This is a genomic window from Anatilimnocola floriformis, from assembly GCF_024256385.1.
Taxonomy (GTDB): Bacteria; Planctomycetota; Planctomycetia; order Pirellulales; family Pirellulaceae; genus Anatilimnocola; species Anatilimnocola floriformis.
Window position 1 is genome coordinate 239,368 of record NZ_JAMLFW010000002.1, and the last position, 11,929, is coordinate 251,296.

The 11,929-nt window shown below is 59.0% G+C and carries 13 protein-coding genes; 7 read left to right on the forward strand and 6 right to left on the reverse strand.

Going from position 1 to position 11,929, the window contains the following annotated elements; all coding sequences use genetic code 11:
• Positions 1–169 precede the first annotated feature (169 nt).
• Positions 170–1,111 (forward strand): LCCL domain-containing protein, encoded by a 942-nt coding sequence (locus M9Q49_RS25645; protein ID WP_254512143.1) that lies wholly within the window; start codon positions 170–172, stop codon positions 1,109–1,111.
• A 73-nt stretch (positions 1,112–1,184) separates the two neighbouring features.
• On the opposite strand, the gene M9Q49_RS25650 is transcribed toward M9Q49_RS25645, so the two are convergent.
• Positions 1,185–1,370, reverse strand: coding sequence for a hypothetical protein (locus M9Q49_RS25650; RefSeq protein ID WP_254512144.1), 186 nt, complete (start codon positions 1,368–1,370; stop codon positions 1,185–1,187).
• Between the two features lie 250 nt (positions 1,371–1,620).
• On the opposite strand from M9Q49_RS25650, the gene csrA reads away from it, so the two are divergent.
• The gene (gene csrA, locus M9Q49_RS25655) at positions 1,621–1,818 is read left to right on the forward strand and encodes a carbon storage regulator CsrA (protein WP_254512145.1); all 198 of its coding nucleotides are present in this window, start codon (positions 1,621–1,623) and stop codon (positions 1,816–1,818) included.
• Between the two features lie 15 nt (positions 1,819–1,833).
• On the opposite strand, the gene hemE is transcribed toward csrA, so the two are convergent.
• Positions 1,834–3,753 (reverse strand): uroporphyrinogen decarboxylase, encoded by a 1,920-nt coding sequence (gene hemE / locus M9Q49_RS25660; protein ID WP_254512146.1) that lies wholly within the window; start codon positions 3,751–3,753, stop codon positions 1,834–1,836.
• A 304-nt stretch (positions 3,754–4,057) separates the two neighbouring features.
• On the opposite strand from hemE, the gene M9Q49_RS25665 reads away from it, so the two are divergent.
• The 3 genes from M9Q49_RS25665 to M9Q49_RS25675 all read left to right on the forward strand — a co-directional run bounded on the left by M9Q49_RS25665 (position 4,058) and on the right by M9Q49_RS25675 (position 6,959).
• Positions 4,058–5,200, forward strand: a complete 1,143-nt coding sequence (locus M9Q49_RS25665; protein ID WP_254512147.1) for a Gfo/Idh/MocA family protein — start codon at positions 4,058–4,060, stop codon at positions 5,198–5,200.
• Positions 5,201–5,268: 68 nt separating this feature from the next.
• Positions 5,269–6,519, forward strand: a complete 1,251-nt coding sequence (locus M9Q49_RS25670) for an RNA polymerase sigma factor (protein WP_254512148.1) — start codon at positions 5,269–5,271, stop codon at positions 6,517–6,519.
• Positions 6,520–6,602: 83 nt separating this feature from the next.
• A complete protein-coding gene (locus tag M9Q49_RS25675) occupies positions 6,603–6,959 on the forward strand; it encodes a YciI family protein (RefSeq protein WP_254512149.1) in 357 nt (118 codons plus the stop codon).
• 9 nt (positions 6,960–6,968) lie between these two features.
• On the opposite strand, the gene M9Q49_RS25680 is transcribed toward M9Q49_RS25675, so the two are convergent.
• A complete protein-coding gene (locus M9Q49_RS25680; protein WP_254512150.1) occupies positions 6,969–7,580 on the reverse strand; it encodes a YqgE/AlgH family protein in 612 nt (203 codons plus the stop codon).
• Positions 7,581–7,834: 254 nt separating this feature from the next.
• Between M9Q49_RS25680 and M9Q49_RS25685 the strand changes: the two genes are divergently transcribed.
• Positions 7,835–8,785 (forward strand): DUF1559 domain-containing protein, encoded by a 951-nt coding sequence (locus M9Q49_RS25685; RefSeq protein ID WP_254512151.1) that lies wholly within the window; start codon positions 7,835–7,837, stop codon positions 8,783–8,785.
• Between the two features lie 83 nt (positions 8,786–8,868).
• On the forward strand, positions 8,869–9,282 hold the full coding sequence (locus M9Q49_RS25690) for a hypothetical protein (protein WP_254512152.1): 414 nt from the start codon (positions 8,869–8,871) through the stop codon (positions 9,280–9,282).
• 18 nt (positions 9,283–9,300) lie between these two features.
• Here the strand turns inward: M9Q49_RS25690 and M9Q49_RS25695 are convergent, their stop codons facing one another.
• From M9Q49_RS25695 to M9Q49_RS25705, 3 genes are read right to left on the reverse strand one after another with little or no spacing between them, the layout of a single operon-like run.
• Positions 9,301–9,654, reverse strand: a complete 354-nt coding sequence (locus M9Q49_RS25695; protein ID WP_254512153.1) for a hypothetical protein — start codon at positions 9,652–9,654, stop codon at positions 9,301–9,303.
• A 20-nt stretch (positions 9,655–9,674) separates the two neighbouring features.
• A complete protein-coding gene (locus tag M9Q49_RS25700) occupies positions 9,675–10,187 on the reverse strand; it encodes a MogA/MoaB family molybdenum cofactor biosynthesis protein (protein WP_254512154.1) in 513 nt (170 codons plus the stop codon).
• Between the two features lie 39 nt (positions 10,188–10,226).
• On the reverse strand, positions 10,227–11,579 hold the full coding sequence (locus M9Q49_RS25705; protein ID WP_254512155.1) for a PQQ-binding-like beta-propeller repeat protein: 1,353 nt from the start codon (positions 11,577–11,579) through the stop codon (positions 10,227–10,229).
• Between the last annotated feature and the right edge of the window lie 350 nt (positions 11,580–11,929).

Sequence of the window (11,929 nt, forward strand, 5' to 3'; positions counted from 1 at the left end):
CAAGCGGAAACGAAGCTCGCTTTCGCTCGTCATGTTAAGAGGCCGAATGCGCGCGGTAAGCGGTGTGTAACGATCAGTCCGCTCGCGCTTGCTCCGGCCCGCGGCGGCGGACATGATAGTTGCCGTCCGCTCAACTGGCACTTCCTCGCTCTCGCCTGGAGACTCTCCCATGATCCGTCTCTCCGTTGCGTTGCTCCTGCTGCTGCCCCTCGTCGCCGCGGCGCAAAACTCGAATACTGAAAAGAAGCCGACGATCGATCCGCGCACGATCAGCGTCGTCCTCACCGACGGCAGTTCGATGAAGGTGCTGCTCGCCGAAGAGACCATCGAACTGCAAACGCCGCACGGCAAGCTGACGTTTCCGATCGCCGACATCGTGAAGATCGAGTTTGCTTATCGCGCGGCCGAAGAAGTCAGCCTGGCGATTGAAAAAATGATTGACGATCTCGGCAGCACCGACTTCAAGGTGCGCGAAGTCGCGATGGCGGGCCTGCTCGAGAAAAAAGAAAAATGCTACGCCGCTCTGGTGCGAGCGGTCCGCCAGCAGAGCGACCTGGAAATGCGGCAGCGGCTCGAACAACTGATCGAACGACTCAAGCAAGATATTCCCGAGGAGCGGCTCAACGTCCGCACGCAGGACTATATCTATACGGCCGATTCCAAGATCGCCGGCAAGCTGGCCGTGAAGCAGTTCAAAATCAGCTCGGCCCAGTTTGGAAAACTAGAACTCAAGCTGTCGGATATTCAGGACCTGAAGCTGGCGAGCGCCGCGCCGGAATTGCCCGACGACGATTTGAAAAATGTGCAACAAGATCCGGGCAACATGCAGGCCTACACCGGCCAGATCGGCAAGTCGTTTGCCTTTCGCGTGACCGGCAACGGCAGCTATTGCTATGGCACGGATGTCTACACCACCGACAGTCCGCTCGCCACGGCAGCCGTGCACATGGGCTTGCTCAAGCAGGGAGAAACCGGCGTGCTGATTTGCACCATGCTGGCATCGCCGCCGAGTTTTACGAGCAGCACGCGAAACGGAATTACCAGCAGCAACTGGAGCCAATACCCGGCGGCTTACACGCTCAGAAAACCGCGCACCTCACAGCCGCGGTAAGAGTCGTTTGAGAAAGGTCCGCTCCTGCGGACCTTCAGCGAAGCAAGGCAAAAACTGGATTGCGATCGCAATCTTAGCGGGCCTTGGCCGTGTGCATTTTACGGAGTTCTTCGAGCTCGACGCTCAGCCGGTGGCGGAGCGGGCTTTCAGCACGCAATTCATCGAGAAGATTTTCGGCCTTGTCGAAATTTTCCAGCGGAAAATCTTTTGTCTTGAAGAGATTGCGAAAGCTGCGTTGAACTTGATCTTCGGTAAGCAAGGGAGCCTCTCCCGCCTGTGACGCCAAGGATCGAACAATCGATTCGGCAGTCCGCAGGCACCTGAAATGAACATGGTGGGACAATTTCAATTTTAATGGCGGCAACGGGCGTTGCAAGATCAACGTGCCCTCGGCGCGGCACATTCGCGCAACTGTGTGGACCGCGGCAGATTGCATCTGGCCGTGAATTTGCTAGCATGCGCCGATTATTCCTGCCCGGAAGTCCCTGTTCAAGCAAAGGAGTGCGAACATGTTGGTACTCAGCCGCAAAGTTGGCGAGCGCCTGCTCATCGGCGATCAAATCGCCATCACTGTCGTCCGCATCCAAGGTGGCGGTGTGCGCATCGGCATCGAAGCGCCATCTCATCTTGCCGTCGTGCGCGAAGAGCTAAAAGAAAAGCTCGAACAACAGCGGGCTGGTGAAATGCAACAGCCCGATCATCCGTAGCCCACACACTGCTGGTTAGCGTCGGCTCAACTCGTGCACCATCTCGACAATCGCGACGGCGTTGTCGACCGGCGTTTGTTGCACCACGCCATGGCCCAGGTTGAAAATATGACCAGGCCGATTGGCTGCTTGAGCTAACACTTCTTTCACGCGGCGGCGAATTTCGGGTTGTTCGCTGAGGAGCACGAGGGGATCGAGATTTCCCTGCACCGCGCGATCGTAGCCGACGGTTTTCCAAGCGTCGTCGAGCCGCACCCGCCAATCGATGCCGATCACATCGCCACCCGCTTCGGCCACCAGCGGCAACAGCGCCGGATTGCCCGCGGCGAAATTGATCACCGGAATGCCGGGGCGAATGTTGTCGATGATCTGCTTGGTGTACGGCAGCACATAGCGACGAAAGTCATCTGGTCCGAGGCAACCGACCCAGGAATCGAAGAGTTGCACGGCCTGCGCGCCGGAGGCAATCTGCGCGTTGAGATAACGGGTCACCGTGCGAGCCAGTCGCGTCATCAGCGTTTGCCAGGCCCCTTCGTCGCGATACATCAGGGCTTTGGTGTGATGATAGGTTCGGCTGCCGCCACCCTCGATGCAATAACTGGCCAGCGTAAAAGGCGCGCCGGCAAAACCAATCAGCGGCAGATCGGCCGGCAAATCAGCCCGCGTTTGACGAACCGTTTCGAAGACAAACTCCAGCTCGCTCAAATCCTCGAGCTCTTCCACTCGATCGACATCGGCCGGCGCGCGAACCGGGTTGTAAATGACAGGCCCTTCGCCCTTGGCAAACTCCAGCTCAAAGCCCATCGGCTCGAGAATCGGCAGCAGGTCGGAGAAAATGATGGCTGCATCGACGCCCAGTTTATTGACCGCAGTGCACATCACTTCGCTGCAGAGCTGCGGATTTTTGCAGAGCTCCAAAAACGAAGTCTGACCGCGGACCGCGCGATATTCTTCCATGTAGCGGCCTGCTTGCCGCATCAACCAAACCGGCGTGACGTCGGTCGGTTCGCGCCGACAGGCCTTCATGAATGGGCCGTTGTACCAGGCGGCGTTTTTGTCGAGCGGCGCTGCGCTCGCATGCGGAAAGGAGATCGCCGGCGAACGTTTGCGGCTCAAAATTTCCTGCGCTTGCTCGGCAGCAGCAAGCACCATCGAACCCATCTTGGGATGCTCCGGTTCGATATCGACCGGCAAGTCGTGCTCGCGCAGCATGTCGCTCGTGGTTGGTCCGATTGAGACGACCACGGTCTTTCTCAAAGCAGAACGCAATTGCGGCAGCAGTTGCAACTGCTCGGCGACGCGGAGCAAGTTCACCACTTGATGAGCTGACGTAAACATCAGCAGGTCGCGCTCGCCGGCGACGAGGGCTTGGATGTTCTCTTGCAGCGGCCGTATATCGGTCGGCAGTTCCCAGTGATAGACGCGCACCGGCACCACGCGCGCGCCGCGAGCTTCGAGGCCAGCGATCAAGCTGTGATTGGTGACACCATATTCCTGCAGCCCGACGCTCTGCTGCGCGACCGGAATTCCGCCGTCGATGGTCGAGAGCAAATCGCGCCAAGTATTCGGCTCGGGCACGCGATGCGTCGGCTTGAGTCCCACCTCGCTCATCGCGACCACCGGCTTCGGGCCGCGGCAAATAGTGACGATGTCGGCCAGACTATTTAGATAGCGCTGCCGATCGACATGCTTCTCGACCGCCGAGAGCAAATGCCGAAAGCCGACGCCGGTGAGAAAGATCATCACATCGATGCCGCCAGTCACCAGTTGCTGAGCAAAATCGATGGCAGCACGGTTCTCCGAGATCGGCACTTCGCGCAGGCTCGCGCTCACAAAGGCTTGGCCGCCGAATTTTTCAATCAGGCGCGCGATTTCCTCCTGCTTGCGACTTTCCAGGGAGGCGACGCGGAGATTGGCGAGAGATGGGTTGGTCATGCGGTCAATGCTACGGTGATGAAGGGGTGATGGGGAGGTGGGGTGAGGAGGAGATGAGGAGATGAGGAGATAGGGTGAGCGGGTGATGGGGTGTAGGGAGTCGTGCCGTCGCTTGGAACGGGTTCGGCGAAATTTTATTTACAACTGCGGCAGTGATCGGGATACTGATCCGCGCCTACCGTCGTCGATCGCTCCCGCGATCGATGAATCGCCTTGGCTGCTGAGCTAGCGCTGATCGCTGCTCAACGTCCTTTCATCGATCGCGGGAGCGATCGACGACTATTCCCACCTCAGGACCCTCTCCATGACTACTCGCCGTGAATGGTTGACGACTACTGCTGGAATCGCTGGCGCTGGCTTGCTCACTGCCGCGAATGCCCAAGCTCAGGAAGAGAAAAAGGAACAAGCGGCGGCGGGCAAAGTTTTTCGCATCGGCGTGATTAGCGCGAGCATCGAAGGGAAACCGCAGCGGACGAATGGGCACACGTGGCACTTCTGCCATCCGTTTCATCCGCAGGTGAATCAAGACGTCATCAAGAAGACGCTCGATCCGGGCTCGGTGCGCGTCTTCGAGCAGTTCTTTCGCAATCCGGCGAACAATTTTGACTTGATGCCGTTTCCCAATACGCGACTCACGCAGGTCTACGACGCCGATCGGCCGTGCGCGGAGCTGTATGCTTCGGCGTTTCCGGGCGTGGCCGTCGCCGACTCGTTGGAGAAGATGGTGCAAGAAGTCGACGCCGTGTGGCTCGGCGATGCGTCTGGCACCGGCAGCGATCACTACGATCTCATCGCGCCGGCACTTGAGAAGGGTCTGCCCTGTTTCGTCGACAAGCCGATCGGCAAAACCGTGGCTGGCACGCGAAAGATTTTGGAACTCGCCAAGAAGCACAACGCCAAGCTGATGTCGTCGAGCCTCTTTCGCCATCAATGGGGAACGGCAGAGGCGCTGCGGCTGAAGAACAACAAGGAGTTCGGCGAGATGCAGTTTGTGCAGGCCTGCCAGGCCGGCGGTTGGACGTTGCCGTCGTGGTTTATCTACGGCCAGCATCCGGTGTGGATGGTCGAAACGCTGTGCGGTCCCGGCGTCGAAAGCGTGAGCATGTATGCCCGCGAAAATGCTTGTCACGCGCTGCTGACCTATCCCGATCGCAATCCCGCCGAAGTCTGGTACGGCCGGCCCGATATCGTTGGGTTGTACTGCGAGACGAGTGTTCATTTTCAAAAGAAGAAGCACACCTGGACGCCAGCCATCGATGGCAACTATTGGCTGGGGCATTCGTACCAGATGATGCAAATGGCAAACGCCTTCCGCCGCATGCTCGAAACGGGCATCGAACCCGTGCCACACGCTGAGATCCTGGAAGTGACGGCCATCATCCACGCGGCGGCGAAGTCGCTGAATGAGAAGAGCCGGTTAGTGACGTTGGCGGAAGTGATGGAGTGAGGTGAATAGCTGGCGTAGATCACTGCCAGGCAGTGGACAACTGTTCCAACGCTAGGCAAAATGGGGCCATGAATTCTATCGAAACAATCCGCCAGGCCGTCGACGATGTTTATCGCGTGGAGTCGCGACGTGTGTTTGCCACGCTGGTGCGACTGTTGGGCGACTTTGATCTCGCCGAGGACGTGTTACACGAAGCCTTTGCGGCGGCGCTGCAGCAGTGGCAACAGACTGGCGTGCCGGAGAATCCGCGGGCCTGGTTGGTATCGACCGGCAAGTTTAAAGCCGTCGATGTGATTCGCCGGCGGTCGAAGTTCGACTCGATGAAGGAAGAGGTCGCTCGGCCCGATCACGACGCCGAACCGCAGCCGGGGAATGAGCAGGATATCGAGGATGATCGGCTGCGGCTGATCTTTACTTGTTGCCATCCGGCGCTCGCGGGCAATGTGCAGGTGGCGCTCACGCTGCGCGAAGTGTGCGGGCTGACGACGGAAGAAATCGCCCGGGCGTTTTTGACGAATCCGGCGACGATGGCGCAGCGAATCGTGCGCGGCAAGGCGAAGATTCGCGATGCAAAAATCCCTTACGAAGTTCCCGGCGCCGCCGACCTGCCCGACCGGATCGATAGCGTGTTGCAGGTGACTTATCTGGTTTTCAACGAGGGATATGCGGCATCGTCGGGCGAAACGGTGACGCGGCACGACTTATCGGAAGAGGCGATTCGGCTCGGCTGGGTGCTTGTCGAGTTGATGCCCGTGCCGGAAGTGATGGGTTTGCTCGCGCTCATGCTGCTGCAGGAATCCCGTCGATCGGCCCGCGCGACGGCGGATGGCGAAATCATTTTGCTGGAACAGCAGGACCGACAGTTGTGGAATCGTGACCAGATCCGCCAGGGCAAAGAATTGCTGACGCGTTCGCTCGGCACGCGGCGGTTTGGACCGTACACCGTGCAAGCGGCGATTGCGGCCGCTCATGCCGATGCGCCGACTGCGGCCGAGACCGACTGGGGGCAGATCGTGGCGCTGTATGACGTGCTCCAGCAGCTCACGCCGTCGCCGATCGTGGCCCTCAACCGAGCGGTGGCGGTGACGATGCGCGACGGCCCCGCCGCGGGACTGGCGCTGGTTGATGAAATTCTGGCCGAACCGGAGCTAGCCGAATATCATTTGGCTCATGCTGCTCGGGCCGATATCTACCGCCGGTTGGGGAAGACAGCCGAGGCGATAAATTCGTATCAACGGGCCCTCGAACTCGCCCGGCAGGAACCCGAACGGCGGTTTTTAGAAAAAAGACTGCGGGAGCTGGCTCACGCCGCGGGTTAGCAAAAGAGTTGTCGATTATCTCGCCACTCGTTCGACTATCCTGCAGGCAACCTATTTCGAAGCCGCATTTTTAAGGACAAACCATGAACTACATGCTGCTGATTTACACCGACGAGGCCAGCTGGACCGACGGCGAGCGTGAGGACTGCTATCAAGAGTCGATCGCCCTGACGCATCAGCTGAAGAAGGAAGGGAAATACCGCGCTGCGTCGCCGCTCCACTCGGTGACAACGGCGACCAGCGTGCGAGTGCGCGACGGCAAGCGACAGGTAACCGATGGCCCGTTTGCGGAAACGCGCGAGCAACTCGGCGGTTATTTCATTGTGGATGCAGCCGACCTGGACGAGGCGTTGAAGATCGCTGAACGAATTCCGGGGGCGCGCAAAGGAACTGTCGAGGTTCGGCCGGTGCTGGAATTGGTCGGTCTGCCGCAGGCGTAACGTGCTCGGTCAATTCAGCGAGGCATCGGGCGGAATGTGCTTGGTTTCCGCAGCCGGCGACAGAATCTGCTCGGCGATCCCTTGGACGACTTGTTCCCACAGGTCGTCGTCCTTGTAGAAGATGAGGTCTTTGTTGGCTTCGGTCAGGAGCCAACCGCCGGCTTGCAGTTCGCCTTCGAGTTGACCGGCGCCCCAGCCGGCATAACCCGAAAAAACTCGGAAGGGCTTTTTGGCCTGCGTAATTACTTTGCGGATGTAGTCCTTGTGAGCGGCAAAATAAACGCCGTTCTGCACCTGGGCTTCGGCGTATTTCTTCAAGCCGTGGACCACGACCAGCGGCCCCTCGACGGGCCCGCCGACATAGATCGGCTGCTCGCCGTGCTGCAGTTCATCCAGCGGATTTTCCGGCGGCGGAACTTCTTCGTCGTCCGAATCGCTCTCGGTGGCTTCGTCTTGAATGGCGGTCCACACTTCTTGCAGTGTGCTGTTGAGTGGCCGATTCAGGATCAAGCCAAACGCTCCCTCGGAGTCGTGCTTGACCAGCAGGACGACGGAGCGAAAGAAGTTGCCGTCGCCCAAGTGCGGCGAGGCGACGAGCAGTTTGCCTTGCAGCGATTTCATACGTTTCAGTCTAACTGACCAGTTGGCTCGCCGGGATACGCCTTTGCCGCCGAATCGACCGGCGGGCGAAACGCATTGTGTCAGAATCTGGCGCAAACGCACCGGTTTTATCCCTGATATAAGGGATCCAGCAAAAAACAATGCAAAAAAACTGTTGAAATTTCGATTATTCACTTGGTATAGTTGCTGAGGCCGTCGTCCTGCCCCCAGTGGCGTCCGCTCTCATCACCTTCATCTTGTCAGGGGCTCTCATCATGCGACGTTCCGTTGTCTCGCGCTCGACCCGAACTGGGTTTACGTTGGTCGAGCTGTTGGTGGTGATCGCCATCATCGGCGTGCTCGTCGCCTTGCTTTTGCCGGCCGTGCAGGCCGCGCGCGAAGCAGCCCGCCGGACCAGTTGCATCAACAAGCTGCGGCAGTGGGGGCTGGCCGTGCACACGATGCACGACAGCGTGGGCTACATTCCGCAGGGAACTCAGAACAATCCGCGCCGAGTGTGGGTCGTGATGCTCTGGCCCTATGTCGAGCAAGGGAACATGTACGTTCAGTTCGACCAAACACAAGCCTTTCATGTGCCGCCGAACACCATCGCCAACACCACCACCGGTATTTATGCCAAGACGGCTCCGCTGTATTACTGCCCCAGCGACCGCATGAACGCCCTGTGGAAAGGCGACTCGGCCTACCGAGCGCGCGGCAGCTATGTCATCAATTGGGGCAATCAAGCAGTTCCCTATAACTCGGCCGATACTTCGCAGGATCTAGGCAAGGGAGTCGCTCCCTTCGGCCTCGAAGACGGTAGCGACTACAGCAAGCCCCGGAAAGTGAAGCTCGGCAACTTCACCGATGGCACGTCGAACACGCTGTTGATGTCGGAAGTCATCATGGCCAAGAACGATTCCGACTTCGATATTCGCGGCGACTTTTTGAACGATGACAGGCCCTGCACGCAGTTCATGACAATCAATACACCGAACAGCGGCACCGATGTTTCGCCCTTCTGCAACGCGACGACGTATCCGCAAAACCCGCCCTGCACCACGACAGGTTCCGGCAATTCTTATAAGGGTGCCCGCAGTCGCCATCCCGGCGGTGTAAATGCCTTGATCGGCGATGGAGCCACGCGGTTTGTGACAAACAACATCGCAATTGCCAACTGGCGGGCCATGGGGACGATGGATGGCGGCGAAGTGATCAGCGAATAATTTCAGCCGCGTACTTACAGCAGAACTGCTGTGTTGGCCCAAAAAAACACTGCGTACTCGCAGCCATAGTCTCCGGAGTCATCATGATTTGCTTGCGTTACTGCGGCTGCGCCGCGTTGTTGGTAGCTGTGTTGGCGGGTTGCTCGAACAGTGAAGCCGTTGGATTCGTTGAGGGGAACGTCACGCTCAACATGCAACCGCTCGAGCAAGGCTTGATTCGCTTCGTTCCGACCGATGGCAAAACACAACCTGCCGACGGCCCGATCGCGGCCGGCAAATACAGCGTGAAGGTCCCCGTCGGCGAAGTGCGAGTCGAGATTACTTCGCCGAAAGTGGTTGGCCAGATGCAGATGTATCCCGACAGTCCACCGGTCGACCGCGTCGCGGAGGCGATTCCAGCGCGATACAACACCAAGACCACTGAAAAAATGACGATCACCAAAGCAAAGTCGGCGAAGGACAAGCTCGAAAAGAATTTCGAGCTCACATCGCCGTGAGTTGCCCGAGTGAGCAGATCATTCCTGCTCGGGCCCATGCACAGAGACGTAACGAATGCCGCAGTGATTGCACTTCGTCTCGCCGGTTTCGGCCGCGGCGGGATCATTCAAAAATCGTTCGCCGCAGCGGCAACAGCTGCCGGAAGTGAGCGGACTCTGCGGCGCGTAGTCGGGCGGCAACTCGCCGAGGATCTGCAAGATCTGCTGCGCGCCGAGTAAGCGGCGATGCTTGAGGCGGACGTAATCGACCAGCGGAAACGAAGCCGCGGCTAGTTCGTCGTTCGCGGCCCACCACTCCGACCACGGCGGCACGCTCAGCGGCTCGGCAATGGCCTGGCGAAAGTAAATCAGGCAAGCTTCCCGGTCGACCACAATCAACTCCCCAACTCTTTTTAACGGCCTGCTTCGCGCGCCAAATGTGGCAGCTGCGGCACGATGATCTTTTCCATGGCCAATTTTACGCCATTCGGCGAGCCGGGCATGGTGAGGACGATCTTTCCTCGCATCACGCCCCCCGTAGCGCGACTTAGGATCGCCGCCGGTCCGATTTCCGCGTAGGACAGTTGGCGAAACAGTTCGCCATAGCCGGGCAACGGCTTATCGAGCAACGCGGTCACCGTTTCATACGTTTGATCGCGACTGCTAATGCCCGTGCCGCCGGTCAGCAGGATCGCCCGCAGATCGAGTTCCTGCGCCAGGTTCAAGAGCAGTTCCCGCATCGTTTGCGGTTCATCCTTGATGATGTGCCGCGAATGGAGCAGATGCCCCGCAGCCAGCAAGTGATCGATCACCGTTTGCCCGCCGGTGTCATCGGCCAGCGTGCGCGTATCGCTGACGGTGATGACAGCGACCGAAATGGCGACCGGGGCGGACTGTTCGTGCTGCTGATGGATCGGAGTGGACATACCTGTTTTTTAACAGTTGTCAGCCAGCACGCGAAGGTGCTACTTCGCAGCCCCGTTTTTCAAACAAACCAACTGACTCTGCGTTCTGATCAACAGCGCATTCCCATACATGGCCGGGCTGGCTTGCACCTGGCCGAAGAGTTGGTTGGTGGCCAGCGATTCGAACTTTCGGCCGGGCCGCAGCACGTGCGTGACTCCTTCCATGCTGACGAAGTAGAGCTTGTCGTCGGCGAGGAGCGGGCTGGAGGCAAAATTGCCGCCGAGGCGGTGCCGCCAGATTTCATCTCCCGTCTTGGCATCGAGACAAGTGGCCACGCCTTTCGACGACACGAAATAGATCTCACCGCCAGCAACCAGCGGTGACGAGAGCTCGGGGATTTGCGATTGCGTGCTCCACTCGAGATGCGAATCGGTCACGTCTCCCTCGCCATCAACTTTAATGGCCCACAGTTCGGGTTTCATGTAACCCGTGCAGACATAAACCAAGCCGTCCTGATAAACGGGCCGCGGCACGATCGCATGCGTCCCTTCGCCCATGTTGGCTCGCCACAGCTCTTTGCCGGTGGCAGGGTCGTACGAGCAAACCCACTGCGCGCCGGGGCTGATGAGTTGCTCGCGACCGGCGAATGTAATGAGCAACGGCGTGCTAAACGCCCGCTTCAATTTGTTGTCGGCCACGGTGATCTTCGGCCGCGGCGTGCGCCACACTTCCTGACCAGTGCGCTTATCGAGCGCAATTACATACTGCAGGTCAGTGCCGTCGCAGGCGATGATCACGAGGTTTTTATAGAGAACCGGTGAGCCACCAGGGCCGGTAATTTCATCGACCTTCAGCACCTTCGTCCACAACACGTTGCCGCTCTTCAGATCGAGCGCTGCCGTGCCAAGCGAACCGAAGTGGCAATACAATCGCTCGCCGTCGCAAGCAGGGGTCGGCGAAGCATATGAGTTCTGCGCGTGGATCGGCGGCGGATCTTCGGTCGACAGCAGTTCGATATTGCGCAACAGCTTGCCACTCTCGGCGTCGATCTCGAGCGCATAGAACGACACCGAAGCGTGCGTTTGAAAATCAGGCGTCAGAATCGGATTGGCCGCGAGCTTGGCTGCTCGCCGGGCATCGCTCAGCGCGAGTTGCTCAGCCGTCGTGAGCCAAATGCGATCGCCGACGACGATCGGCGACGACCAGCCTTTGCCGGGAATATCGGTCTGCCAGGCCGGCGCGTCAAAGCCGCCGCCCCAGTTCAGCGGCAAGTTCTTGGCCGTCGCTGGACCACAGCCGTTGCCGCAAGGCCCACGAAACTGCAGCCAATCGTCGGCTACAGCAACCAAGCAGCAAAATATCAACGAAGCCGCTGCGCAGCAGAGCATCAGCAATCGTCGAAAGACAGCCATGAGAAATTCCTATCCACCAGTATACCGCTGGCTGCAGAAACGGCACGAACTTCGTTTCGCCCGAATAATCGATACAACCCTGCCGGCGAGCCCGCCGAATTGCCGAAAGTCGCGGGGCTCTTTCGGCGGCGCGCGGTTGGTTTGCCTCAACCCGTCGAGCACGGAGTGATCGACGACAATGTCGTCGTTTTCTCCGAAAACGATGGGTTGAGGCTGAACTGAAGTGCGCCGAGGAACGAGCCCCGCGAAGTTCCGGGTTAGGCGGATCGAGGTTAGGTTCGCTCTCGCCTCGAACGTAGATTCTCCGCTGCCAGTTCCACTCGCCGAAGTGCCGAAAGTCGCGGAGCTCT